At 72.4% G+C, this 25511-nt stretch carries 23 protein-coding genes and 1 tRNA gene; 10 read left to right on the top strand and 14 right to left on the bottom strand.

Features of this window, described 5'->3' with window-relative positions; genetic code table 11:
* The first annotated feature begins 78 nt into the window (after positions 1-78).
* Complete coding sequence (locus tag ACIQU6_RS09885) at positions 79-756, top strand: MarR family winged helix-turn-helix transcriptional regulator (RefSeq protein ID WP_403481132.1); 678 nt, start codon at positions 79-81, stop codon at positions 754-756.
* Positions 753-1601 (top strand): alpha/beta fold hydrolase, encoded by an 849-nt coding sequence (locus ACIQU6_RS09890; RefSeq protein WP_403481133.1) that lies wholly within the window; start codon positions 753-755, stop codon positions 1599-1601. Before ACIQU6_RS09885 ends, ACIQU6_RS09890 begins: the two co-directional genes overlap by 4 nt.
* A 545-nt stretch (positions 1602-2146) precedes the next feature.
* Here the strand turns inward: ACIQU6_RS09890 and ACIQU6_RS09895 are convergent.
* The 3 genes from ACIQU6_RS09895 to ACIQU6_RS09905 all read right to left on the bottom strand — a co-directional run bounded on the left by ACIQU6_RS09895 (position 2147) and on the right by ACIQU6_RS09905 (position 3855).
* On the bottom strand, positions 2147-2650 hold the full coding sequence (locus tag ACIQU6_RS09895; protein ID WP_403481134.1) for a VOC family protein: 504 nt from the start codon (positions 2648-2650) through the stop codon (positions 2147-2149).
* Positions 2651-2733: 83 nt separating this feature from the next.
* A complete protein-coding gene (locus tag ACIQU6_RS09900; protein ID WP_403481135.1) occupies positions 2734-3285 on the bottom strand; it encodes a DoxX family protein in 552 nt (183 codons plus the stop codon).
* A gap of 495 nt (positions 3286-3780) precedes the next feature.
* Positions 3781-3855, bottom strand: a tRNA-Val gene (locus ACIQU6_RS09905).
* Between the two features lie 161 nt (positions 3856-4016).
* Between ACIQU6_RS09905 and ACIQU6_RS09910 the strand changes: the two genes are divergently transcribed.
* The 6 genes from ACIQU6_RS09910 (at position 4017) to ACIQU6_RS09935 (ending at position 10334) form a co-directional block, all read left to right on the top strand.
* On the top strand, positions 4017-5429 hold the full coding sequence (locus ACIQU6_RS09910; protein WP_403481136.1) for a hypothetical protein: 1413 nt from the start codon (positions 4017-4019) through the stop codon (positions 5427-5429).
* A gap of 211 nt (positions 5430-5640) precedes the next feature.
* Positions 5641-6450, top strand: coding sequence for a DUF4383 domain-containing protein (locus tag ACIQU6_RS09915; protein ID WP_403481137.1), 810 nt, complete (start codon positions 5641-5643; stop codon positions 6448-6450).
* A 264-nt stretch (positions 6451-6714) separates the two neighbouring features.
* Complete coding sequence (locus tag ACIQU6_RS09920; RefSeq protein WP_403481138.1) at positions 6715-7419, top strand: FadR/GntR family transcriptional regulator; 705 nt, start codon at positions 6715-6717, stop codon at positions 7417-7419.
* Between the two features lie 193 nt (positions 7420-7612).
* The gene (gene dgoD, locus ACIQU6_RS09925; protein WP_403481234.1) at positions 7613-8761 is read left to right on the top strand and encodes a galactonate dehydratase; all 1149 of its coding nucleotides are present in this window, start codon (positions 7613-7615) and stop codon (positions 8759-8761) included.
* Positions 8762-9076: 315 nt separating this feature from the next.
* Positions 9077-10024, top strand: a complete 948-nt coding sequence (locus ACIQU6_RS09930; protein ID WP_403481139.1) for a sugar kinase — start codon at positions 9077-9079, stop codon at positions 10022-10024.
* Between the two features lie 88 nt (positions 10025-10112).
* Positions 10113-10334, top strand: coding sequence for a zinc ribbon domain-containing protein (locus ACIQU6_RS09935; protein WP_274915893.1), 222 nt, complete (start codon positions 10113-10115; stop codon positions 10332-10334).
* 60 nt (positions 10335-10394) lie between these two features.
* Here the strand turns inward: ACIQU6_RS09935 and ACIQU6_RS09940 are convergent, their stop codons facing one another.
* The 4 genes from ACIQU6_RS09940 to ACIQU6_RS09955 all read right to left on the bottom strand — a co-directional run bounded on the left by ACIQU6_RS09940 (position 10395) and on the right by ACIQU6_RS09955 (position 15652).
* Complete coding sequence (locus ACIQU6_RS09940) at positions 10395-11054, bottom strand: O-methyltransferase (protein WP_403481140.1); 660 nt, start codon at positions 11052-11054, stop codon at positions 10395-10397.
* Between the two features lie 115 nt (positions 11055-11169).
* Positions 11170-11988, bottom strand: coding sequence for an HAD family hydrolase (locus ACIQU6_RS09945; RefSeq protein ID WP_403481141.1), 819 nt, complete (start codon positions 11986-11988; stop codon positions 11170-11172).
* The gene (locus ACIQU6_RS09950) at positions 11985-14441 is read right to left on the bottom strand and encodes a phosphoribosyltransferase (protein ID WP_403481142.1); all 2457 of its coding nucleotides are present in this window, start codon (positions 14439-14441) and stop codon (positions 11985-11987) included. The genes ACIQU6_RS09945 and ACIQU6_RS09950 overlap by 4 nt, the downstream gene beginning before the upstream one ends.
* A gap of 38 nt (positions 14442-14479) precedes the next feature.
* Positions 14480-15652 (bottom strand): HpcH/HpaI aldolase/citrate lyase family protein, encoded by a 1173-nt coding sequence (locus ACIQU6_RS09955; RefSeq protein ID WP_403481143.1) that lies wholly within the window; start codon positions 15650-15652, stop codon positions 14480-14482.
* 206 nt (positions 15653-15858) lie between these two features.
* Here ACIQU6_RS09955 and ACIQU6_RS09960 point away from each other — a divergent pair, with 206 nt between their 5' ends.
* Positions 15859-16953, top strand: coding sequence for a TerD family protein (locus tag ACIQU6_RS09960; RefSeq protein WP_403481144.1), 1095 nt, complete (start codon positions 15859-15861; stop codon positions 16951-16953).
* 106 nt (positions 16954-17059) lie between these two features.
* Here the strand turns inward: ACIQU6_RS09960 and ACIQU6_RS09965 are convergent, their stop codons facing one another.
* From ACIQU6_RS09965 to ACIQU6_RS09990, 6 genes are all read right to left on the bottom strand, one after another.
* A complete protein-coding gene (locus ACIQU6_RS09965) occupies positions 17060-17824 on the bottom strand; it encodes a Tellurium resistance (RefSeq protein WP_403481145.1) in 765 nt (254 codons plus the stop codon).
* Between the two features lie 73 nt (positions 17825-17897).
* Entirely contained in the window at positions 17898-19031 is a 1134-nt protein-coding gene (locus ACIQU6_RS09970; protein WP_403481146.1) for a DUF475 domain-containing protein, read from the bottom strand.
* Between the two features lie 209 nt (positions 19032-19240).
* Positions 19241-19816, bottom strand: coding sequence for a TerD family protein (locus ACIQU6_RS09975; protein WP_403481147.1), 576 nt, complete (start codon positions 19814-19816; stop codon positions 19241-19243).
* Between the two features lie 116 nt (positions 19817-19932).
* Entirely contained in the window at positions 19933-20508 is a 576-nt protein-coding gene (locus ACIQU6_RS09980; RefSeq protein ID WP_383416086.1) for a TerD family protein, read from the bottom strand.
* A 156-nt stretch (positions 20509-20664) separates the two neighbouring features.
* A complete protein-coding gene (locus ACIQU6_RS09985; RefSeq protein ID WP_403481148.1) occupies positions 20665-21123 on the bottom strand; it encodes a peroxiredoxin in 459 nt (152 codons plus the stop codon).
* 147 nt (positions 21124-21270) lie between these two features.
* Complete coding sequence (locus ACIQU6_RS09990) at positions 21271-21693, bottom strand: DUF3052 domain-containing protein (RefSeq protein ID WP_274915884.1); 423 nt, start codon at positions 21691-21693, stop codon at positions 21271-21273.
* Between the two features lie 517 nt (positions 21694-22210).
* On the opposite strand from ACIQU6_RS09990, the gene aceE reads away from it, so the two are divergent.
* Positions 22211-24958, top strand: coding sequence for a pyruvate dehydrogenase (acetyl-transferring), homodimeric type (gene aceE / locus ACIQU6_RS09995; RefSeq protein WP_403481149.1), 2748 nt, complete (start codon positions 22211-22213; stop codon positions 24956-24958).
* A gap of 98 nt (positions 24959-25056) precedes the next feature.
* Here the strand turns inward: aceE and ACIQU6_RS10000 are convergent, their stop codons facing one another.
* Positions 25057-25479, bottom strand: a complete 423-nt coding sequence (locus ACIQU6_RS10000) for a peptidase inhibitor family I36 protein (protein ID WP_403481150.1) — start codon at positions 25477-25479, stop codon at positions 25057-25059.
* Positions 25480-25511: the final 32 nt, after the last annotated feature.

Consider the following 25511-nt stretch of genomic DNA (forward strand, 5'->3'; position numbering starts at 1 on the left):
GCGCTTTTCCACACGCCTTCCGAAACGACATCGCGGATGTCATCATGACATCATGAGTGTCGATGAGGGGGGTTCATCATGAGCACCATCGAAGGGGGTTCCGGTCCGCGCGATCCGCGCGACCGGACCGGTCACCACGTCGAGGACGGCGGTCACGGCGCGACCGAGGACCTGCTGTACGACGTCATCCGGCGGCTGTGGCCGCTGCACCGGACGATCGTGCGCGCGGTGGAGCGCGAGCTCGAAGGCACCGGCATGACCGCCGGCGAGCACGCCCTGCTCGACGCGCTGCGCGCCCAGGGCCCGCGCACCGTCCCGCAGTTGGCGCGCTCGCTGGGGCTGGACCGACAGCCGGTGCAGCGCTGGGTGAACCACGCGGCGGAGCTGGGCCTGGTCGTGACGGCCCCCAATCCCGAGCATCGCCGCTCGTCCCTGATCCGGCTCACCGACGAGGGCTCGGAGGTGATGCGCGGCATACAGGACGCCGAGGCCGCGGAGCTCCGGCGCAGTCTGGCCGACCTGTCGAGCGGCGAGGTCCGCACGGCGCTGCGGGTCCTGGACCGGCTCGGCGAGGAATTCCGGCACTTGGCGGACGGTTCGCGCGTTCCCCCGGAGGAAAGCGGCAATCCCGAAAAGCGGGGCGCCGCGGCCCTGGACGCCACACCAGCCGCCATACCGCCCGCAATCGGGCACCGGCCCCCGGCGCCCGCCCGTCCGACCGACCGCCCGTCCCACACAGAACGGCCTGCGCGATGACCCACGACTTCCAGGCATGGTCCGAGATCGACAACGACACCGTGCCGGTCGACGACGGCGAGTTGTTCTACGAGACGGCCGGCTCGGGGCCCGCGGTGGTACTGATGCACGGCGGGATGCTCGACCAGCACATGTGGGACGAGCAGTTCGCCTGGTTGGCGAACTCCGGCCTGCGGGTGGTCCGTTACGACTCCCGCGGCCACGGCCTCTCCTCCACGGTCACCGGCGACTGGGCCAACCACGACGACCTGGTCGCGCTGTTGGACGCGCTCGACATACCGCGCGCCGTCCTGGTCGGCCTCTCGCACGGCTCCCGGGTCGCGCTGGACACCGCGCTCGCCCACCCGGACCGGGTCACGGCCCTGTTCCTCGCCTCCCCCGGGATCAGCGGTCGCGCCTTCACCGACCCCTTCGTCCTGGAGCACATCCGGGAACAGGTCGCCGCGATCGGCGCACCCGACGGCGCGGAGCGCTACGTGGAGCACTTCCTGCGGATGTGGGTGGACGGGCCGTACCGCGCACCCTCGGCGGTGCACCCCGGTTTCCGGGAGCGGATGCGCGCCTCCGCGTGCGCCAACGTGGAGGTGCACGCCGACGGCGTGGGCGTGGGCATGCCCCAGGAGGTCGGGGCGTTCGACCGCCTCGGCGAGATCCGGGTGCCGACCACCGTCCTCGACGGCGACCTCGACTCCACCGACATCTCCACCAACGCCCATGCGATAGCGCTACAGGTCCCCGATGCCCGCCGCATACGCATCCCGGGCGCCGGCCACATGGTCAACCTGGAGAACACCCCGCTCTTCGACCAGGAGCTGCACGCCTTCCTGTCATCCCTGGCGCTCTGACACGGACCAGGACATGACCCCGGGGCCGGGCACATCCGGCTCCCGGGGGCGCGGCCGCCGACTCCCGGGGCGTGGAACGACTTCCGGGACCTGGCCGACTCCCGCGTCACGACCGATCCCCGAGAGGCACGGCTGGTTCTCGACGGCGCCCGCTGGAGCAACCGAGCCGTGGCACTCGGGCAGACCGGTGACGGACCTCGCCCCAGGCCGGCGCGGCCCTCACCACTGTGACGAGGAGTTTCCGCCCTCTCCGTACGCGCGACACCACCGGCCAGTCGAACGTCGTCGCGTTCCTCGTCGACGCCGTCGGCCGGGGCCCCCGCACACCCCCGCCCACCCGGCCGGCCGAGACCGCCACCCCGCCGGCTTCTGCCGCCATCGACGAGACGACCGCCCTTGGGCAACCAGTCGCCCCGCCAAGGGCGGTGGTGACAGCCGCGGCGGAGGCGCCCCCACCCACAGACATGCCGCGACCCTCCCCACCCATCCCGGTGGAGAGAGCCACGGCACGTCCAAGGGGTCAGCCGGTCCTCCCCCGTAACGCCTCAGGTGGCCGAGCCGGCCGCCGCGCCCGTCAGCAGATCGGGGCCCCAACGCTCCAACTCCGCGGCGAGGTCGAGCGGCAGCACCCGGGCCGCCGCGTCCTCCGGCCCCGGCCAGTCCTCCTTCGGCACCCGCCACATCACCTCGAACTCGTTCCCGTCCGGGTCCCGGGCGTAGAGCGACTTGGAGACGAGGTGATCGCTGGCGCCGACCAGCGCGCCCCGCTCCCGCAGCCGCGCCCCGACCGCCGCCAGATCGCCCAACGTCCCGACCTCCCAGGCCAGGTGGTACAGCCCGATCCGGCCGCCCTCCGGCCCGGGCGCGTCCCGCCCCACCGCGAACAACCCCAGATCGTGGTCGTTCTGCGAACCGGGCGCGCTCAGAAAGGCCGCCCGCCCGGGAATCTCCCCGTCCACCGTGAACCCGAGCACCTCGGTGTAGAACGCCACCGACCGCGCCACCTCACGGATGTACAACACCGCATGATTGAGCCGCCGTACGGACATCGGCCCTCCGATCTTCCCTCAACTCGTTCCCCGCTCCTGCACCACCGCCGCGGCCGGGCCCCCGACTCCTGGAGGCCCGGACCTCACTTGCGGAGCACCAACACGACCGCCGCGAACACCACGGCCAGGACGAGCGCGCCCGCGCCGTACACCAGCCGGTGCGCGCGCAGTACGGGCAGGAAGCGGTCGACGGCGTAGCGGCCGGGCCCGGTCAGCGCCAGCGCGGCCGCCCCGGTGACGAGCAGCAGCTCGTACTCCACACCCTCGGGCGCGAAGAAGCCGCCGCCCCACTTCACCGCCAGCGCATTGATCATCGTGCCGACCACCGCCGCGGCGGCCAGCGGCGTCAGCAGCCCGAGCACCAGCCCGAGCCCGCCGAGCGTCTCGGTGAGACCGGCGCACACCGCCATCACCCTGCCCGACGGGTAGCCGCTCGCCGTGAAGAACTTCGCGGTGCCGTCCAGCCCGCCTCCGCCGAACCAGCCGAACAGCTTCTGCGTCCCGTGCGCAGCCATGGTCAGCCCGAGGACCAGTCGCAGCACCAGCAGCCCGACGTCATAGCCGTGCGGAGAAGGGGCATGCCGCACCGCGACGCCGCCAGGCTCGGCCGCGGACGCACTGTGGGGGGTTGTCATGACAAACGCTCATTCCATCCGAACCGTCCGACGGACCGCCCATGCGGACCGTCGCGCTAACTACTCCCAAGCAATTTACTTGAAAGTTCAAGTCTTGCGCTCCACGATACACATACAGACAGGAACCCCCAAGGATCAATCCACCCATTTCACCCCCTCCCGGAACCGGAACGCCCGCCGGCCCCGCGCACACCCGAAGCCCAACAGGACGCCATCACAAGGAAGTTGAAGCCTCGCGAGCATTGAGGCTCCGCGGGGCCCGAAGGCACGCAGATGCAGACCTCGACGACGCATGGATCTCGGGGCCGTACGGATCCTGAAAGCGCACGGCCCATGGAAACGCGCGGATCTTGAAAGCGCACGGCCCCTGATCGACCGATCGGCGGGCTCGCGAGGCCGGCCCGGAGGAGGGCGCCACGCGGCGGGCGCAGGAAAGACGAAGGCCCAGGCTCCCCATGGGGGCCTGGGCCTCGATGACGTCGGTGCCGATGGCACTGGTGGGCACAGACGGATTTGAACCGCCGACATCTGCTTTGTAAGAGCAGCGCTCTACCGCTGAGCTATGCGCCCTGGACGAGCCGACAGACTACCTTGCCGCAGGGGCGGACCTGCAAACCCGGCCGTGCGGCAGCGGGTGTGGTGGGTGGGCGCGAACTCTGCGGGCGGGATGTTCGTTCGGGTGGGTGGGAGAATGTCAGCCGGTCCTGGGGCGATCCGATCGGGAGAGGGATGTGACGGGGACACACATGGAGCCGTGGTCGCGGCCGTCCGGGCGGCGGGACCGCCGTCGCACCCGCGGGAGCCAGGTCCGGCAGACGGCCCGGGAGTTGGCGGGGCTCGTGCTGTTGCCGCTGCCGCTGCTGGTGGCGGTGGCACCGATGGCGTTCGCCGGGGGCGGCACCCGGCGTTGGTTCGGGGGACGCGGGGAGAGCCAGCGGGCCGATGCGCAGGCCGCCAAGGACGCCGCGGCGGCCGCGTTCTACGACCTCGACACCGCCCACCGTGACCTGCGGATCTCGGTGGAGACGGTCACCGCCGTCGACAACTCGCCGCGGGGCCGGCAGGCCGCGGCCGAGTACCAGAGCTTCGGGGCGCGGATCGACCAGGTCAGCCAGGGGTACATCACCGCGGTCGACTCCCATGATCTCGACCGGGACGACATCGACGGCGCCGCGCTGGCGCGGGCGCGGGCGGATCTGACGCGGGCCCGCGAGGAGCTGGAGCGGGTCCGGTCGGAGCTGGACTGGTTCGCGCAGAGCCTCGCGCCGCTACTGGAGAGCGCCGAGACCCAGTTGGCGCGGGTCGCGCCGGCCGTGGAGCAGGCCCGACAGGCGCTGCTGGCGGCGAGCAACGCACTGGACGCGGTGCGGGCGCAGGGCCTGCGGGCCGACGACCTGGCGGCCCGGTTGGCGGCGCTCGGGCCCGAGTTGACCAAGCTCAACCAGGGGGCGGCGCAGCACGGCGTACCGGAGACGATCCGGCGCGCGGAGGAGGTGCAACGGCAGGCCGGGGCGCTCCGGTCGGAGGCCGAGCGGCTGCCGGCGACCGCGGCGGAGATCGACAAGCGGCTGGTGTCGCTGCGCACCCGTGCGGAGGCGATCACCACCCGTGCCCAGCAGGTCGCCCCGGTCCTCAGCGAGCTGCGGCGGCGATACAGCGCGGCGTGCTGGCAGGACCTCCAGAAGGTGCCGGAGCAGGCCGTGGACGCCGTCGAGCGGGCCCGGGCCGCGCTCCGGGAAGGCGAGCAGGCCCGCGGGGAGCAGCGCTGGGCGGACGCCACCAGCCGGTTGGCGACGGTGCGGGCGCTGCTGAACTCCACCGACGAGGCGGTGTCGGCGGCCGGCGACCGGCTGCGACGGCTCGACGCGGTGGCGGCCGACCGGCAGCAGGAGATCGAGCGGACCCGTTTCGCGCTCCGGGACGCGCAGCGGCTGGCGATGGCCGGGCGCAGCACGCCCGATCCGCGGCACGCCGGCCCGTTGGACGAGGCGGTGGCCCGGTTGGACCGCGCGGTCGCGGGGCTGGAGGGGCGGCACCCGGACTGGTGGCACTTCCTGACCGAGACGGAGGCGGTGCGGGAGACGGCGTCCCGGGTGGTGCAGGGAATCCGGGAGCAGCGGGGCGGGGGCGCGGGCGGGCGCTGAGGCCGGCTGCCGCCTGCCGGCACCGTTGGCGTCAGCAGGGAAGCCTCTCGTCGCGCGTCTCATCGTGCGTCCCGTCGCGCGTCTCGTCATGGGGCCCGTCGCGCGTCCTGTCGCGCGTCCCGTCCGCAATGGCATGAACGGCGCCCGTGCCCGATGCTGGAGTCGGAGTGACTACGGCCCAGGCGGCTCATCTGCGCAAGGGAGGCCGGACATGGCTGCTACCGGTGCAACAGGCCAAACGCTGCACAGGCCCACGAACTTCCTCAACCGGTTCACGAAGCGCCGCGCCCAGTTCAACAAGCACCTACCGGTGGATCATCGGCTGAACCAGGTCTACCGCGTCGGCGCCGGGCTGATGGGGCTGGTGCTGGTCGCGTTCGGCGTCCTCGGCCTGACCCACAACATCGGGTTCTTCGACACCGGCGGCGCGACCGTGGCCGGGCTGAACACCAACGGCTCGCTCAGCGTGCTCTCGATCGCCATCGGCGCGCTGCTCATCGTCGGCATGACGATCGGCGGGAACTTCGCCTCCACCCTCAACATCGTGCTCGGCGGGCTCTTCCTGTTGAGCGGCTTCGTGAACCTGGGGCTGCTCCAGACCGACTCCAACTTCCTCGCCTTCAAGATCCAGAACGTCTACTTCAGCTTCGTGGTGGGGCTGCTCCTGCTGGTGTTCGGGATGTACGGGCGGGTCAGCGGCGGGCTGTCGCACGACAACCCGTACTGGCGCGCCCGGCACCCGGAGGAGGCCGAGCGGTTCGAGAGCGGGCAGTTGCACCCGGTGTCCGGGATGACCGCGGGGCGGCAGTCGGCGCGGGTGCGGATGCAGGGCGCCTGGCACGGCGGCATGGGCTCGCTCGGTCCCGGTACGAGCGTCACCGGCCCGCGTCATCGGCGCACCACGGGCGCGCACGCCGAGACGAGCCCGGCGGAGAGGGGCGCGGCGGGATTCGGGGCCGAGCCGGGCGGCAGCGGCGGTGCCGGCGGTGCGCCGCCGGCCGGCAGCACCAGGGAGTTGTGACGGCGGCGAACTCCGGCCGGTGCCGGGCTTCGGGGCCTGGCGGGACGCGTATCGGGACGCGTACGGGGTGGGTGGGCGTGCGGTGCGCCGTGGCGTGACGGCCGCGGGAGCCGGGCCGACGGGCGACCGGCGGCGGACGGCGAACGACGGCGGAGCGCACTCCCCGCCCCGCCGCACCGCTCGCCCACTACCGCCGCGCCGCTCCGAGACCGCCGGCGCTCCGGCCCACCGCCGCACCTCACCACCCGGTACCTGGGAGCAACGATGGGGCAGTTGGGGAATCCCGGCTCGTACGCGGGGCACGGGCAGCACGGGGCGGCCGTCGAGGCGCTCGCCCAACGGATCGTCGCCGGCACCTACGGCGAGGGGGAAGTGCTCGCCCTCCAGAAGGTGATGGCGGAGCTGGACGTCAGCCAGACCGTGCTGCGCGAGGCGGTGAAGGTGCTGGCCACCAAGGGGCTGCTCGCCACCCGGCAGAACCACGGCACGTACGTCCGCCCCCGGGAGGAGTGGAACCTCCTCGATTCCGACGTACTGCGCTGGAAGTTGGCCGCCGGCGCCTCGTCCGACTTCTACGCCGACATGCTCGAACTGCGCCGGTCGATCGAGCCCGCGGCGGCCGCGCTGGCCGCGGAGCGCCGCACCGACGACGACCTCGAAGCCCTCAACGCCGCGCTCAGCGCGATGTCCGCGACCGAGGACGACCCGGTGCTGTTGGTCCGCGCGGACGCCTCCTTCCACACCGCGCTGCTGCTCGCGTCCAACAACCGCTTCTACGCGCAGATGCACCGGGTGATCGTGCCCGTGATCATCCAGCGCGGCCGGGAGGTGTACGCGTCCGGCGGCGCCTTCGCGCACCCGTACCCCGTGCACGCGGCGGTGGCCGAGGCGGTGCGCGACCGGGACCTGGACGGCGCGTACATGGCGATGCTGGAGCTGCTCGACAAGTCGGCGCGCGAACATCCTTGAGCGCGCTCGGACCCGCACCGGCACGCGTACCCGTACTCGGCCCCAGCACCGGACCCGGCCCCGTACCGACAGGTGCCGTCGAGCGGCATGGGTAGACCACGAGGGAACAGGAACACACCCCGACTCCCCCGGTTGTCTCCCCTCTCTCGCCTCTCCTCGGTGGAAGGACGGTCGCCGCGTCATGGCCCGACCCATGAAGATCAGCCGTATCGAGACCTTTCTCGCGCCGCCGCGCTGGCTGTTCGTGCGGGTGGAGACCGACCAGGGGGTGGTGGGCTGGGGCGAGCCCGTGGTCGAGGGGCGGGCGGAGCCGGTCCGGGCGGCGGTGGCGGTGCTGGCGGAGTACCTCCTCGGGCGGGATCCGGCGCGCATCGAGGACCACTGGCAGGTGCTGACGAAAGGCGGCTTCTACCGGGGCGGCCCGGTGCTCTCCTCCGCCGTCGCCGGTCTGGACCAGGCGCTGTGGGACATCAAGGGGAAGCAATGCGGGCTGGCCGTGCACCAGTTGCTGGGCGGGCCGGTCCGCGATCGGGTGCGGGCCTATGCCTGGGTCGGCGGCGACGAGCCGGCGCAGATCCGGGACGCGGTGACCGCGCAGGTCGAGGCGGGCTTCAGCGCCGTCAAGATGAACGGCTGCGGACGGATGTCCCCGTTGGCGACCCGCGCCGAGGTGCGCGACTGTCTGCGGCGCGCCGAGACCGCTCGTGAAGTCCTCGGTGAGGACCGGGACTTCGCCCTGGACTTCCATGGTCGTGTCACCCCCTCCAACGCCCGCAGGCTGCTGCCGCTGCTGGCGGAGTCCGCCCCGCTGTTCGTCGAGGAGCCCGTCCTCCCCGAGCAGTTGGCCGCCCTTCCCGGCCTCGTCACAGCGTCCGGCGTTCCGCTCGCACTGGGTGAACGTCTCTACACCCGCCGTGAGTTCCTGGCCCCGCTCCAGGCCGGCGTCGCCGTCGTACAGCCCGATGTGTCGCACGCCGGCGGGATCTCGGAGCTGCGCCGGATCGCCGCCCTCGCGGAGCCGTACGGAGCGCTGCTCGCCCCGCACTGCCCGCTCGGGCCGGTCGCCCTCGCCGCCAGCCTCCAAGTCGCCTTCACCACCCCGAACTTCCTCATCCAGGAGCAGTCCCTGGGGATCCACTACAACCGGGACGCCGAGCTGCTGGACTACGTCGTCGATCCCACGCCGTTCCACTTCGACCGCGGGGCGCTGCTGCGGTCCGACCGTCCGGGGCTCGGGGTGGAGGTGGACGAGGCCGCCGTCCGGGCGGCCGACGCGGCGGGCGGGCACGCCTGGCGGAACCCGGTCTGGCGGCACGAGGACGGTTCGTTCGCGGAATGGTGAGAGGGGGGGTGGGGGAAGGGGGAGCGGAATGGCGAGAGGGAGGGTGAGGGGACGGGGACGGGGGAGGAAAGAAGTGGCGGGAGGGGCGCGAGGATTCCCGGCCGTCCATCGGGGCACGGGCCGGCACGCGGAGAGGCAACACCCAGGGGAGGGCACGTGGAGGGCGAGCGGGTGGCGAGCGGCGCAGGAACCGACGCACAGGACGGCATGACGGCACCACCCTCACCCCTCACACCACCCTCACCCTTCGCACCACCCTCGCCTCTCGCACCGCCCGCGCCATCTCCGCCGTCCCCGCCGCCCGTTGGCGGGGACGTGCTCACCTTCGGGGAGACCATGGTGGCGCTGCGCGGCAGCGGCCCGCTGAGGCTGGGCGGCACGATGCGGGTCTCGGTCGCCGGCGCGGAGAGCAACGTGGCGATCGGCCTGGCCCGGTTGGGCCATCGCGTCCGGTGGACGGGCGCGGTCGGCGCGGACGAGGCGGGGGAACTGGTGCTGCGGACGCTGCGGGCCGAGGGCGTCGAGGTGTCCGGCGCCACCGTCGACCCGGACGCGCCCACCGGGCTGCTCCTCTTCGAGCCGCGGCTACCGGAGCTGACCCGGGTCCACTACTACCGCGCGGGATCGGCCGGTTCGCGCCCCTCGGCGGCCGCCGTCGAGCGGGCCTTCGCCGCGGCGCCGCCCCGCGTGCTGCACCTGACCGGCATCACCCCGGCGCTGGGTCCCGCGGCCCGCGCGAGCGCCGGCCTCGCCCTCGACCTGGCCCGCCGGCACACCGCGCTCGTCTGCCTGGACGTCAACTTCCGCGCCCGGCTGTGGAGCGCCGCCGAGGCCGCCGACGTGCTGCGCGACTGGCTCCCCTTCGTGGACGTGCTAATCGCCTCCGAGGACGAGCTGCCGCTGTGCCTACCGGCAACGGGACGCCACTCCGAAGGCCCGCCGCCGACCCGGCTGTTGGCCGCCGGCGTCCGCGAGGTCGTGGTGACGCACGGCGCGGACGGCGCGACGGCGTATACGGGCGACGGCGGTCCCCGCCACCAACCCGCCGTGCCGGTAAGGGCGGTGGACCCGGTGGGCGCCGGCGACGCCTTCGTGGCCGGCTACCTCTCGGCGCTGCTGGACGGCGCGGACGTCAGCGGGCGGCTGGCACGGGCGGTCACCACCGGGGCGTTCGCGGCCGCCTCCCCGGGTGACTGGGAGGGCGCGCCGACCCGCGCGGAGCTGGACCTGCTGGCCGCGCCGCCGGGCACGGTCGTGCGCTGAGCCCCGGCCGCGGTCCGCCCCGTACCGCTCCGGCCGGCGGGGCTGACGACGGCGGCGGGACTCCGCGGCGAAGCCATACCCTGTGCCCATGCCCCGTTACGAATACCGCTGCCGTCCCTGTGGGACCACCTTCGAGCTGAACCGGCCGATGGCCGAGTCGTCCGCCCCGGCGGCCTGCCCGGAGGGCCACCAGGACACCGTGAAGCTGCTGTCCACCGTCGCCGTCGGCGGGACCGCGTCCGCCCCCGGCCCGTCCGCCGCGCCGGGCGGCGGGGGTGGTGGCTGCTGCGGGGGCGGCTGCTGCGGCTGACCACCGGCCGTCGGCCGCCGCACTACGGCCACGGGCCCCGGCCCGGTCGTCGCCGCCGCCCTACCGCCTGCGGGCCAACGTCACCCCGTCCGCCACGGGGAGCAGCACCGCCTCCATACGGGCGTCCGTGAGCACGTGGTCGTTGAACTCCCGGATGGCCAGGGCCGGTCCGGTGGCCGCGGGGTCGGTGACCCGGCCGTGGAAGAGCACGTTGTCGGCGACGAGCAGGCCGCCGGGGCGCAGCCGCGGCACCAGCTCCTCCCAGTAGCCGATGTAGCCGCCCTTGTCGGCGTCGAGGTAGGCCAGGTCGATGTGGGGTTCGGGCGGCATCGCGCGCAGGGTCTCCAGTGCCGGTGCGATCCGCAGCTCGACGCGGTCCGCGACCCCGGCCTTCGCCCAGGCTTCCCGGCCGTAGGCGGTCCACTCCTCGGAGACGTCGCAGGCGATCAGCGTGCCGTCGGCGGGCAGCGCTCGGGCCATGGCGAGCGTCGCGAAGCCGGTGAAGGTGCCCACCTCGACCACGTGGTGGGCCCCGGTCAGCCGGATCAGGAACGCCAGCAGCAGCGCCTGTTCGGGGGCCGACAGCATGCCCGCCGCGGTAGGGAACCGCTCGCGGGTGCGGTCCGCGAGCTCCTCCAGGGCGGGGTCCAGCGGCGGGTTGTGCGCCAGCACATAGGCGTACAACTCCGGTGTCAGCGGGGTGTTCTTGGGCTCGGCCAAGGTGCTCTCCTCCCGATCGCCGGCAGCCTACGGCCGGCCCCCGCGACCTGTCAGCCGCCACGCTCCGGCCCGCCGCCGGCGCACACCGGCGCGCGGACGCACACCCCCGCGCCCGTCAGCGCGCCCCGACGGCACCCACCATCGCTCGCACGATCGCCTCCCCCGCGGCCACGCCCCGCTCGGCGAGCGCCGTGACGTGCGGCGCGCCCCAGTCGGTGTCCGCCAACTCGCCGTGCCCCGGCCGCCACCCGCGGTCCGCGGCCAGCAGCAGGTCGGTGTCGAGCAGCGAGTCGCCGGCGCCGAGGAACCCGGTCGCGCCGGTGCGGCGGGCCACCTCGGCGACCGCGGCGCTCTTGGTGAGCGGGCGGGGCACGACGTAGAGCTTGCGGCCCTGGAGGGAGACCGTCCAGCCGCGCTCGGCCGCCCACCCGGTCAGGTCGGCGACCCAGTCGGCCGGCAGCAGCGGGCGCTCCACGACGAGGTAGGCGAAGAGGTCCTCGGCGGTGCGTCGGCTGCGCAGCCACACCGGGTCGGCGGTGCGGGCCAGGTGGGCGTCGATCTCGTCCGACGGGGCGCAGTGGGCGGCGAGCCGGTCGGCGACGGTGCGCTGCCAGTCGGGGTCGGAGACGCCCTGGACGAGCAGGTGGCCGCCGTTGGCGCAGACCGCGAACTCCGGGGGCGGGCCGGGGAGTCGGACGCGCCCGTACTGGGCGCGGGTGCGGGTGGTGGCCGGGACGAAGGTGGCGCGGCCGGCCAGTTCGGTCAGCAGCGCGGCGGCCGTCTCGGTGAGGTAGGAGAGCGGCCGGCCCTCGTAGACCTCGACGCAGAGCAGCCGGGGGGCGGCCTCGTCGGGTCCGGTGAGGTGCAGCGCGGCGGCCGAGTAGATGAGCGTGCGGTCGAGGTCGCTGGCGACCAGCGGGGCGGGCGTGGTCATCGGCCGGCCACCGCCGTGCCGTCGGCGCCGGTGGCGGCGCGGGTGTAGCGGGGGTGGATCAACCCGACGCAGGTGTAGGGGAGTTCGTCGACCTCCTCGATGGGCACGCCGCGCTGGTCGGCCAGCAGCCGGACGTGGTCGAGGTCGGCGCCGGCGCCGCGGCGGGCGAGGATCCGCCAGGGGACCCGGCGCAGCAGCACCCGGGTGGTCTCGCCGACGCCGGGCTTGACGAGGTTGATGTCGTCGATGCCGTACTCCGCGCTGATCCGCTCGACGGCCGCCCAGCCGGCCCAGGTGGGGGTGCGGTCGGCGGCGGCCAGTGCCCGCGCGTCGGCGGCGGCCTCGCCCGCGACCGCGTCGAAGTGGGCGGTGACGGTGTCCAGGAACTCCCCGGACAGGTCGCTGCCGGCCAGTTCGCGGTAGAACTTGGCGCCGTGGAAGTCGTCCGGGCCGATCAGGTCGGCGCGCAGCACGGTGCGCGAGACCAGCCCGGAGACGGTGGAGTTCAGGCAGGCGGACGGGATCAGGAAGTCGTCGCGGGTGCCGTAGGTGGACACGCAGCCGCCGGGGTCGGCGAGGACCGCCAGGCGCGGGTCGAAGCCGGGGAAGTCGGCGAGCGCCGCGGTCAGTTCGCCCGTGATGGCGCCCTTGCCCGTCCAGCCGTCGACGAACACCACGTCCGCCGGGTCGTGGTGGGCGGCGAGCCAGCGCAGGGCGGTGGGGTCGATGCCGCGGCCGCGGACGATGGAGACGGCGTAGTGCGGCAGGTCCAGGCCGCGGTGGTGGCGGGCCCAGCGGCGCATCAGGATGCCGACGGGGGTGCCGGCACGGGCCAGGGAGACCAGGACCGGGCGCGGGCCCCGTTCGGCGAGCACGGTCTCGGTGACGGTGCCGACGGCGCGGGCCATCCGGCCGGCGCCGGTCCGCAGCGCGCTGCGGAACAGCTCCTGGTATTCCGCGCTGGGTTGGTACTCGACCGGCAGCGACTCCGCGTAGTGGGCGCCGCCGCGCTGGATCGCCTCCTCGCGCTCCTCGGTGGGCGTCTCCAGGGTGACCCCGGAGAGGTCCTTGAGCAGCCAGCCGATCTCGTCGGGGGCGTAGGAGGAGAACGCGGGGCCGCGCAGCGGGCCGGGGAGGGCGGCGGGCGGGGTGTGGGCGGGGACGACGGCGAGCAGCAACCGGTCGGTGTGGCCGGCCAGTTGGGCGAGCAGCCCGCCGGGGGCGTGGAGTTCGGGGCGGTCGCCGGCGGAGTCGACGACCGCGACGACGGCGTCGAAGCGGCGCGCCGGGTCGCCGCCGGGGGCGACGTTGTAGGCGTAGCGCTCGCCGGGGCCGTCCGCCGGGCGGTCGTGAGCGGGGAAGGTCAGCCGGGTGCGGATCGCGTAGCCGGGGTCGTCCACGGCGAGGACCGGGGAGCGGGTGGTGGTGGAGAAGCGGACCGTGCCGCCGGCCGGGGCGAGGTGCGCGTCCAGGGCTCCCGCGAGCCGCAGCGGGGCGTACATCAGCTCCTCGTTCCCGAGGACGAGGACGCGGCGGGCGCCGTCGAGGCGCGCCGCCATGCGGGCGGCCATGGCGGGCAGGTGCTCCTCCAGGACGGCGCGGTGGGCCGGGGTGAAGCCGTGCCGGCCACCGTCGGGCAGCCCGGCGGGCCAGCCGAGGTCGATGCGTATCGCCTCCGGGCGGGCCGCCGCGCCACGGGGTGCCGGGGTCAACGCCTCCTGGACGGCGACCAGTTCGCGGCCGCGCTCCAGGACGTCGTCGGGCAGGTGGACGCCACCGCCGGCCAGGGCGACCAGGTCGATGCGGGCGCCGAGGTCGGCGGCGCACTTCGCCAGCGCCTCGCGGTCGTCCTCCGCCCGCAGGTCCACCAGGGCGACGAGGACGTAGCGCTCCCGGGGGTGGTGGGCGTGCAGCGCCCGGACGGTGTTGCGGACCGTGCGCCCGGTGGAGAACTCGTCGTCGACGAGGACCAGGGGGCCGTCCCCGGAGAGCAGGGTGCGGTCCTCGGGGAGCAGCAGGTGCGAGGTGGCGTGGCTGTGTTCCTCCTCGAAGCCGGCGGCGCGCGGCACGCCCGGCACCGGGCGGCGGGTGGAGTGCAGGTAGGGGGCGAGCCCCAGCCCGTCGGCGACCGAGTGGCCGAGCCCGGTGGCGGTCTCGGCGTAGCCGAGGACGACGGCGCGGGCGGCCTCCTCGTCCCCGAGCAACGCGCGCACCCGGCGGCCCAGTTGGACGCCGGCGCCGTGCACCACCTCGGGGCGCTGCGGTACGTGCTTGCCGAGCACGTTGGAGACCAGCAGGTGGGCGCGCTTGGGGTTGCGACGCAGCGCCAGCCCGAGCAGTCCGGGCAGTTCGTCCGCGCCACTCAGGGTGACCCCGAGCCGCTCGGCGACCCACGCTCCGCTCCACGCCTCGCGCGCGCCGCGCTCCGTCGTCGGGTCCGTACCGTCGTTCATGCCGTCGCTCTCCACTGGGGGTTCGGGGCCGTCGGGCTTCAGGCCGGCGTCAGGCTGGCGGTCAGCAGTTCCACGAAGCCGACGTCCTCGCGGGCCACGCCGAACGCCTCGGCGCGCAGCAGCGTCCGCTCGGCCCAGGCGCGGTGCGGCTTCACCTCGTTCATCTTGTTGGTGTACGAGGAGCGCAGCACCCCGCCGGCGTCGCGCTCGGGCCGCAGGATGTCGGAGGCGTCGCTGTATTCCTCGTGACTGACGACCGACAGGGCGTGCACGGGGGCGACGTGCGAGGGGTGGATGCAGGTCTTGCCGGTCAGGCCGTTGGCGCGGTCCAGTTCGATCTCGCGCAGCAGCCCGTCCATGTCGTGCGCGATCAGGTCGGAGCGCAGCTCCTCGGCCTCGCCCAGGAAGGGGCTGCGGCGCAGCTGCGGCTTGAACATCCGCTCGTGCAGCCGGAAGTACTCCCAGACCGGGCCGGTGACGGTGAAGCCGGTGCCGTCCGCGCGGCCGAGGACGTTGACCACGTCGGCGATCACGGAGGCGACGATCTGGACGTCGTAGGCGGTCATGTCGGGGGCCCGGCGCAGGCCGTAGGCGGAGCAGAAGTCGGTGACGCCGAGGCGCAGGGCGAGCACCCGGTCGCGGTAGCCGGCGACGGTGCGGGCGATGCCCGCCAGGGTCGCGGCGCGACTCTCCAGGTGGAGCAGTTGGGGGGACTCCAGTACCGGCATCGCGAACAGCCGCCGCCCGCAGGCCGATTCGGCCTCCGCCAGCGCCTCCAGGAAGGGCAGCCCGTGCTCCGCGGTGAACTTGGGAAGTACGAATCCGGACAACCGCCGCACGGCCCGGCCCATCCGGCGCACCAGGTCGGGTATTTGGGCCGGCGCGCGGACGCGGATGAAGAGCAGGGGGAGGTCCGCGCCGCCGCCGGCGGCCTCGTCGAGCAGGGCGAACTGCCGGACGAGGTTCTCCTCGCCGGCCGCCACGTCGCCGTCGCCGATGGCGTCCTCCAGGCACAGCACCATGGATGTCACGCCGCGGGCGGTCTGCTTGCGGACGTCGTCGGCGAGGCGGGGGCGGGTGGCGGGGCTGTAGAGCGTGGCGCCGAGGGCGGTGGCGAGCACGCCGGCCGGGGATTCCGCCGTGAACTCCACCGGTTCCTTGTGGAACAGAGCCTTCCGGAAATCGGGCGCAAGATGCCCAAAGTGCCGCATACAACTCCCCGTATCAAGCGGTTCTCGGGCGCCCCCGCCGCGTTCCGCTGTCTGGATCCAGCCGATAATCGTACGTGCGTGGGGGGCTCGAAAGTTCCCGCCGGTCCGAAATCCCCGTGACACCAGGGGATCCGAGGGGCGTCCGGGAAGCGTGCCGCCTGGCCCCCGCGTTGTGGCCGCCACCGGCGGGAAGGCAGGATTGCGGCATGACGCACGCGATGCTGAAAGGGTCGAACGTACCCCTGAACGCCACGGCCGTCCGGGCCGTGCTGCGCTGGACGCCAGGCGCCGGCGTCCCGGACGTCGACGCCTCGGCCCTGCTGGTGGGGCCGGACGGACGCGTGCGCTCCGACGAGGACTTCGTCTTCTACAACCAGCCGCGGCACCCCAGCGGCCTGGTCCGGCACCTGCCCAAGACCCGACTGTCCGACGCCCTGACCGACACCATCGAGGCGGAACTGACGCCGCTCGACGCGTCGGTGGCGCGGGTGGTGCTCGCCGCCTCCTCCGACGGCGGCCCGTTCGCCGGGGTGCACGACCTGCGGGTGCTGCTCTACGACGCGGCGGCGGACGGCGCGGAGCCGCTCGCGGTCTTCGACGTGGTGCCCGACACGGGCGAGGAGACCGCGCTGATCTGCGGGGAGCTCTACCGGCGCGGCGACGGCTGGAAGTTCCGCGCCCTGGGGCAGGGCTACGAGAGCGGACTGGTCGGCCTGGCAACGGAGTTCGGCATCTCGGTGGACGACACGGACGGGGACGGTGCGACGAACGGGGCCGGCGGTACCGACGCGGCCCACGACGAGCAGCCCGCCGCCGCCCCGTCGACCACCGACGCCCCCTCCCCCGAGGCGTCCGCCGCGCAGCCGCCGGAGCCGGGCCCCACCGCGGCGGTCGAACGCCCCGCGGACGACGCCGCGGCCGGCCCCGCACCGTTCCCCGCCCCGGCCGGCCCGGTCTCGCCGCCGCCCGGCGCCTGGCCCGAGGAGGCCGGCGCACCGCCGGCCGGCGGCCCGCACACGGACCCGGAGGCGGTCACCCAGCACGTCCCGGACCGGATGCCGGAGCCGTTCTCGGCCGCCCCGCTGCCGCCCGCGCCCACCGGCGGCTACGGCTATCCGGCCAACGTCCCGCCCCCGCCGTCCCAGCCACCGGCCGGCTACCCTGGCCTGCCCCCGCAACCGCCCCTCTACCCGCCCCAGCAGCCGCCCGCCCCCGCCTACGGCTACCCGGCGCCGCAGCCGTTCGCCCCCGACCCGTCGTTCGTCCTGCCGCCCCAGGGGCCGCAGTTCCAGCGCCGCTGACGCAACGCGGGGCGGCCGGGCCCGGGGCGCATCGCGCGCACCCGGCGGCCCGGCCGCCCTGTCCGTCAGCCGCCCGCCGCGCGCGGGCCGGTCGTGAAGTCCCGGCTCAGACCTGCGACTTGTAGCCCCGGCCCCACTGGAGCCCCCAGCCGTAGAGCCGGTCGAGCTCGGCCTGGAAGCCGTAGACGTACTTCACCTCGCGCCGCACCGTGAGGCCGTCCTTGCCGTTCTCCAGCATGAAGATGGCGCAGGACCGGGCCTGCGGCGCCCGCTCGTCCAACTTGACCTCGACCCGCGGGCCGGTGCTCGGGTAGAGGGTCACCACCGCGTGCGTACGGTCGAACGCCGGGGTGCCGTCGTAGATGTAGACGAAGATCAACATCCGCTTGATCTCGTCCCGGTGGTCGAGATTGACGTACAGCGTCTCGCCGGAACCGGAGCCGAACCGGTCGTCGCCGCTGAGCTTGACGAACGGCGGGGCGTTGAGGTCGCCGAGGAAGTTGCCCAGCGGCTGCACCACGCCCTTGGAGCCGTCCTTCAGCTCGTACATGCAGGCCAGGTCCAGGTCGACGTTGACCACGGCCTGGCCCTGCGCCTGGACGACCTCGGGCTTGAACAGCCGGCCGGGATTGCGCAGCAGGCTCCCGGAGCGCTGCCCGGCGCGCTCACCGAAGTCCGAAGTGCGCATCTGCCAGCTCAGGTTGACCCGCAGATGCCCGGCGGCCGCCCCCTGCTTCGTCAGGGAGACGACCGGATTCCGCTTCGTCAGCTCGACGACGTACGACGCGCCACCGCCGTCGAACTGCGGCGCATTGCCGCGCCACAAGTTCCCCAGGAACGACACCTTGCCCACCCCATCGTTGTGGCCCATGAACCCTGCGGGGCGGCCGTTGGGTGTGTCCCCGTGGCCGCCCCGCAGAAAGCGTTCCTCATTCAGAGCCCGGTCACACTCGGGACGTCATTTCCGAGTGTGTCGGGACGTCCTGCCCGGGCCTGCCCTCCCGCCGGTTGCGCAGCACCGAGGAGCCGAAGGAGAGCGCGATCAGCACCACGCCGACCAGGCCGGTGATGACCTCGTTGACCTCGTACCGGATGGTGACGAGCAGGATGACGCCCAGCGCACCGATCGCGTAGTGCGCACCGTGCTCCAGGTAGACGTAGTCGTCCAACGTCCCCTTGCGGACCAGGAAGACGGTCAACGAGCGGATGTACATCGCGCCGATGCCCAGACCCAGCGCCATCTCGAAGATGTCGTTGGTGATGGCGAACGCGCCGATGACGCCGTCGAAGGAGAACGAGGCGTCGATGACCTCCAGGTAGAGGAACATGAAGAACGCGGCCTTGCCGGCCAGCCCCACCACGGAGCCGCCGCCCTTCTTGGCTACCTCGGCCCGCTCCGCGCCGTCCTCATCGTCCGCCTCGTCGTCCTCCAGGCGGCCCTCGAAGTAGCCCGAGACGCCACCGACGACGAGATAGGTGATCAGGCCCGCGATGCCGGCCAGCAGGACCGTGACGGTCTTGTCCCCGCCGCCGTGCGCCGCGTGCGGCGCCACCGTCAGGGCGCTCACCAGCAGGGCGGCCAGGGCGACGATGATCGAGAGGGTGTCCAGCTTGCCGATCCGGGCGAGCGGCTTCTCGATCCACGACAGCCAGGTGTGCTCGCGGCCCTCGAAGAGGAAGTCGAGGAAGATCATCAGCAGGAAGATGCCGCCGAAGGCCGCGATGGCCGGGTGGGCGCTGGTCACCAGTTCCTGGTAGTGCGCCTTGTCGTTGATGGCGAGTTGGACCGCCTCTATCGGCCCCATCTTCGCGGTGACCGCGACGATGACGACCGGGAAGACCAGCCGCATGCCGAACACCGCGACGAGGATGCCGATGGTGAGGAAGATCTTCTGCCAGAAGGCGTTCATCTTGCGCAGGATGCCCGCGTTGATGACCGCGTTGTCGAACGAGAGCGAGATCTCCAGGATGGAGAGGATCCCCACGACCGCGAGGCCCTGCCACCCCCAGAGAACGCCCGCCAGGCCGAGGCCGAGCACCGTGATGGCGAACGACCAGCCAAACGTTTTCAGGAGCACTGCCCTACCCAATCCTTCGCTGTGAGGGTCCCCCGCGCCCAGTGCGCGGCGCTTTGCGAAACATTGACCGAAGTCTAGAGCTCCCGCCCCCCGGCCGGGGCGGTCGGCCCCCATCCGGCCGGAGAACCGCAGGTCCGTGCCCGGTCAGCTCCGTGGTACCCCCCGCACCGGGTTCGGATGCGCGGGGGACGACACCGGTAGCACCGCGTTCACTCCACATTGACCCCGAAGTCCAGGGCGATACCGCGCAGACCGGAGGCGTAACCCTGGCCCACGGCGCGGAACTTCCACTCGCCGTTGCGGCGGTAGACCTCGCCGAAGATCATCGCGGTCTCGCCGGCGGCGTCCTCGCTGAGGTCGTAGCGGGCGAGCTCGCCGCCGTCGGCCTGGTTGACGACCCGGATGAAGGCGTTGCTGACCTGGCCGAAGCTCTGGCCGCGCAGATCGGCCTCGTGGATCGAGACCGGGAAGACGATCGCGTCCACCCGCTCGGGGACCTGGGTGAGGTCGATCAGGATCGTCTCGTCGTCGCCCTCGCCGTCACCGGTGAGGTTGTCACCGGTGTGCTCGACGGACCCCTCCGGGCTCTTGAGGTTGTTGTAGAAGACGAAGTACTCGTCGCCCAGCACCCGTCCGGACCCGCACAGCAGCGCGCTGGCGTCGAGGTCGAACGGTGCGCCGGTGGTGGAGCGCGCGTCCCAGCCGAGGCCGACGGTGATCTGCGTGAGGTTCGGCGCGGCCTTGGACAGGGAGACGTTGCCCCCCTTGGCGAGCGTGACGCTCATGGTGTGGTTTCCTCCCCGGTGTCGGTGCGGGGCACCACCGGCGCCCCGCCAAACGCGCCCGGCGCCGCACTCCCCGGACGGGGGCGTACGGCGCCGGACGCGAGTCGCGTGTGCGGTCAGACGTTGACGCCGAAGTCCTGCGCGATGCCGCGCAGGCCGGAGGCGTAACCCTGGCCGATGGCACGGAACTTCCACTCCGCGCCGTTGCGGTACAGCTCGCCGAAGACCATGGCGGTCTCGGTCGAGGCGTCCTCGCTGAGGTCGTAGCGCGCCAGCTCCTTGCCGTCGGCCTGGTTGACCACGCGGATGTAGGCGTTGCGGACCTGGCCGAAGCTCTGCTGACGGGTCTCGGCGTCGTAGATCGACACCGGGAACACGATCTTGTGGACGTCGGCGGGGATGCCGGCGAGGTTCACCTTGATCGCCTCGTCGTCGCCCTCGCCCTCACCGGTGAGGTTGTCACCGGTGTGCTCGACCGCGCCGCACGGGCTCTTGAGGTTGTTGAAGAAGACGAAGTTGAGGTCGTTGTCGACCTTGCCCTGGTCGTTCGTCAACAGGGCACTGGCGTCCAGGTCGAAGTCCGTACCGGTGGTGGTACGCGCGTCCCAGCCCAGACCGACGAGGATGGCGGTCAGATTGGGGGCTTCCTTCGTCAGCGAGACGTTGCCGCCCTTGCTGAGGCTGACTCCCACGAGTCCTCCCGTGAATTCGAGGGGTACGTGCTGTGCGCCCCCATCGTGCATGGCATCGGATCAACGAACCGATCCTAGTGACGGGTTCCCGCCGAACGCAGATATCGCGAACGGATCCCGCACGCACACCCGTCGGGCCGCCACGCACCACCCTCCCTAGAGGGCTTCCAGCGCCTTGACGTAGTCGTTCAGGTCGCGGGCGTCCGGCAGGCCGTTGACGACTGTCCAGCGCACCACGCCCTCCTTGTCGATGACGAAGGTGCCGCGGACCGCGCAGCCCTTCTCGTCGTCGAAGACGCCGTACGCTCTGGACGCCTCGCCGTGCGGCCAGAAGTCCGACAGCAGCGGGTAGGTCAGCCCCTCCTGCTCGGCGAAGATCCGCAGCGAGAACGGCGAGTCGTTGGAGACCGCCAGCAACTGCACGTCGTCGTTGACGAACTTGGGCAGCGCGTCGCGCAGCGCGCACAGCTCACCGGTGCACACGCCGGTGAAGGCGAACGGGTAGAAGAGCAGGACGACGTTCTTCGCGCCGCGGAAGTCGGAGAGCCGGACCAGCTCGCCGTGCTGGTTCTTGAGCTCGAAATCCGGAGCCTTGGTGCCGACCTCGATCGCCATGGGCCTTGCGTCCTTCCGCGTCACTGACCAACTGGACGCGACCACCCTACGCGCCCGCCCAAACGGCCCGCGCACCCCGTCTGAACTGCGTCGAGCCCCCTCCGGCGGCGGCCGGAAGGGGCTCGACGAGGGACGTCGGTGGCGCGGTCAGCGCTTGGGCGAGATCAGCCGGCTGCCGGTCCAGTCCTTGCCCGCGTTGATGCTCCGGGTCTGGGACAGACCCGAGGTCTGCGCAGCCTCGTTGATGTCGCTCGGCTCGATGTAGCCGTCGCGACCGGTCTTGGGCGTCAGCAGCCAGATCTGGCCGCCTTCGTCGATCAGACCGATGGCGTCCACCAGCGCGTCCGTGAGGTCGCCGTCGTCGTCCCGGAACCACAGGAGGACGACATCAGCGACGTCGTCGTAATCCTCGTCCTCAAGTTCCTGGCCGATGATGGCCTCGATGCCTTCGCGGAGCTCCTGCTCGACGTCGTCGTCGTAGCCGATCTCCTGGACCACCTGTCCGGGCTCGAACCCCAGCTTGGTCGCAGGGTTGGTCCGCTCCTCCGCGTGGTCCGCGGTCGCGCTCACGGATTGCCTCCTGTCATGTTTCGGAAAGTACTCAGGGACTCCGCGCGTGCGCGGAGCATTGGGCGTAGTCCACACGTGCCGGGCGGATCGCGCAAGTACCCGGCTATCGAGACCGCCGAAACGGTGACGATCGACGGGCCTGCGACCGCCGCCCCGCCCCCATCAGGACACCATGAAGTGATACGCACCACAGCATTGTGCCGGGTATATGGGGTAGGGGGGAAGGAATGGCCCCCGCGCAGGGTATCGGAGCGTCTCGGCTCCGCCTCCGGGAGCCGTCCGACCGCACGCCGGCGCGTTCGCAGATGGGCGTATGGTTGCGATTTGGCCGACCGCAGGAGTCGGCCCTTTCAGCGCCCTCTCCCAGCGGGTGGTTACCCATCGGTAGAGGTGACGTATCCCAGTGGCTCGGTACACGATGGAAGACGGCGCGACACAAGGCACAACCCGCATTCGTTCCCGTGCGCAGCGGCAATAGCAGGCAGAGCACGACACGAACCGAACACGAAGGAACAGCGTGGCTTCCGGATCCGATCGAAACCCGATCATCATTGGCGGCCTTCCCAGCCAGGTCCCGGACTTCGATCCCGAAGAGACCCAGGAATGGCTCGACTCGCTCGACGCGGCCGTCGACGAGCGAGGCCGGGAACGCGCCCGCTACCTCATGCTCCGCCTGATCGAGCGCGCCCGTGAACGCCGGGTCGCCGTGCCCGAGATGCGCAGCACGGACTACGTCAACACCATCGCGACCAAGGACGAGCCGTTCTTCCCGGGCAACGAGGAGATCGAGCGCAGGGTCCTCAACGCGACCCGGTGGAACGCCGCCGTGATGGTCTCCCGTGCCCAGCGCCCGGGCATCGGCGTCGGCGGCCACATCGCCACCTTCGCCTCCTCCGCCTCGCTGTACGACGTGGGCTTCAACCACTTCTTCCGCGGCAAGGACGAGGGCGACGGCGGCGACCAGATCTTCTTCCAGGGCCACGCCTCCCCCGGCATCTACGCCCGCGCCTACCTCCTGGACCGGCTCTCCGACGCGCAGTTGGACGCCTTCCGCCAGGAGAAGTCCAAGGCCCCCAACGGCCTGTCCAGCTACCCGCACCCGCGGCTGATGCCGGACTTCTGGGAGTTCCCGACCGTCTCGATGGGCCTCGGCCCGCTCGGCGCGATCTACCAGGCCCGGATGAACCGCTACATGGAGGCCCGCGGCATCGCCGACACCTCCAAGTCGCACGTGTGGGCCTTCCTCGGCGACGGCGAGATGGACGAGCCGGAGTCGCTCGGCCAGCTGTCCATCGCCGCCCGCGAGGGCCTGGACAACCTGACCTTCGTCGTCAACTGCAACCTCCAGCGGCTCGACGGCCCGGTCCGCGGCAACGGCAAGATCATGCAGGAGCTGGAGTCGCAGTTCCGCGGCGCCGGTTGGAACGTCATCAAGCTGGTGTGGGACCGGAGTTGGGACCCGCTGCTGGCGCAGGACCGCGACGGCATCCTGGTCAACAAGCTCAACAGCACCCCCGACGGCCAGTTCCAGACCTACGCCACCGAGACCGGTGCGTACATCCGCGAGCACTTCTTCGGTGACGACCACCGACTGCGCGCGATGGTCGAGAACATGACCGACGACCAGATCCTGCACCTGGGGCGCGGCGGCCACGACCACCGGAAGATCTTCGCGGCGTACGCGGCGGCCAAGGCCCACAAGGGTCAGCCGACCGTGATCCTGGCCCAGACCGTCAAGGGCTGGACCCTCGGCCCCAACTTCGAGGGCCGCAACGCCACGCACCAGATGAAGAAGCTGACGGTCGAGGACCTCAAGCGCTTCCGCGACCGGCTGCACCTGCCCATCCCGGACAAGGACCTGGAGGACGGCCTGCCGCCGTACTACCACCCGGGTCGCAACTCCGAGGAAATCCAGTACATGCACGACCGCCGCAAGGGGCTGGGCGGCTATGTGCCGACCCGGGTCGTGCGCGCCAAGCCGCTGGCACTGCCCGGCGAGAAGGCGTACGCCACCGCCAAGAAGGGCTCGGGACACCAGAAGATCGCCACGACCATGGCGTTCGTCCGGATCCTGAAGGACCTGATGCGGGACAAGGAGATCGGCAAGCGCTTCGTGCCGATCGCCCCGGACGAGTACCGGACCTTCGGCATGGACGCGTTCTTCCCGTCCGCCAAGATCTACAACCCGCTGGGCCAGGCGTACGAGTCGGTCGACCGCGAACTGCTGCTGGCCTACAAGGAGTCGCCGACCGGTCAGATGCTGCACGACGGCATCACCGAGGCCGGCTGCACCGCGTCGCTGATCGCGGCCGGCTCCGCGTACGCCACCCACAACGAGCCGCTGATCCCGGTCTACGTCTTCTACTCGATGTTCGGCTTCCAGCGGACCGGCGACCAGTTCTGGCAGATGGCCGACCAGCTCGCGCGCGGCTTCGTGCTCGGCGCGACCGCCGGCCGCACCACGCTGACCGGTGAGGGCCTCCAACACGCCGACGGCCACTCCCAGTTGCTGGCCTCCACCAACCCGGCCTGCGTCGCCTACGACCCGGCCTACGGCTACGAGATCGGGCACATCGTCAAGGACGGTCTGCGCCGGATGTACGGCGAGACCGCCGACGGCCAGCCCGGCGAGGACGTCTTCTACTACCTCACCGTCTACAACGAGCCGATCGTGCACCCGGCCGAGCCGGAGGACGTCGACGTCGAGGGCATCCTCAAGGGTCTGCACCGGATCAAGTCGGGCGAGCAGGGCGAGCACCGGGCCCAGATCCTCGCCTCGGGCGTCGCGGTGCCGTGGGCCGAGGAGGCCCAGCGGATCCTCGCCGAGGAGTGGAACGTCAAGGCCGACGTGTGGTCGGCGACGTCCTGGAACGAGCTGCGCCGCGAGGCCGTTGAGGTCGAGCGCCACAACCTGCTCCACCCGGAGGAGGAGCAGCGCGTGCCGTACGTGACGCGCAAGCTCCAGGGCGCCGAGGGCCCGAAGGTCGCGGTCTCGGACTGGATGCGGTCCGTCCCGGACCAGATCGCGCGCTGGGTGCCGGGCACCTACCAGTCGCTGGGCGCCGACGGCTTCGGCTTCGCGGACACCCGCGGCGCCGCCCGCCGCTTCTTCCACATCGACGCCCAGTCGATCGTGCTGGCGGTGCTCACCGAGCTGGCCAAGGAGGGCAAGGTCGACCGCTCGCTGCTCAAGCAGGCGCTCGACCGCTACCAGCTCCTGGACGTGACGGCCGCCGACGCGGGTGAGGCCGGCGGCGACGCCTGACCCTCCCGCGGCCGACCGCCGCACCGTCTCCCCCGCGCCCCCCGACCGGCGAAGCCCGCCGGTCGGGGGGCGCGGCGCGTGTGCCGCGGGTGATCGGTTCAGTGCTCCCACAGCTTGAACGCCCTTACCTGATAGGGGGATCGGGGCACCCAGCTACCGCCGCCCGGGTAGGTGTCGAACTCGCCGGTCTCGGCGCAGACCGCGCTCTGGTAGGTGGTGACCGGCCGGCCGGTGCGGTTGGCGAGCGAGGCGGCGGTCATGCCCTTGGGCAGGGTCACGCAGCTTTCGAGGTCGGTGTCGGACAGTTCGTGGGTCTGCCGCCGACCGCCGTACTCCGGCCGCGCCCAGAGGCAGAGTTGGCCGGCCGAGCAGTCGCCGGCCGCGGGGGCTCGGCCGCCGCCGGTCGTGCGGGCGACCGGTGCACCCAGCGCGGACGGGGTGACCAGCACGGCGGCCAGCGCGGCGAGGCCGGTGACGAGTGCGGTGCTGCGAAGCGTGCGGGACGTGGTGTGGCTGCGCATAGGAGTCTCTCCCCCGTGTCGTGCCGTGGTGA

Origin of the sequence: Streptomyces sp. NPDC090442 (assembly GCF_044769405.1) — a bacterium.
In the GTDB taxonomy this organism is placed as follows: domain Bacteria; phylum Actinomycetota; class Actinomycetes; order Streptomycetales; family Streptomycetaceae; genus Streptomyces.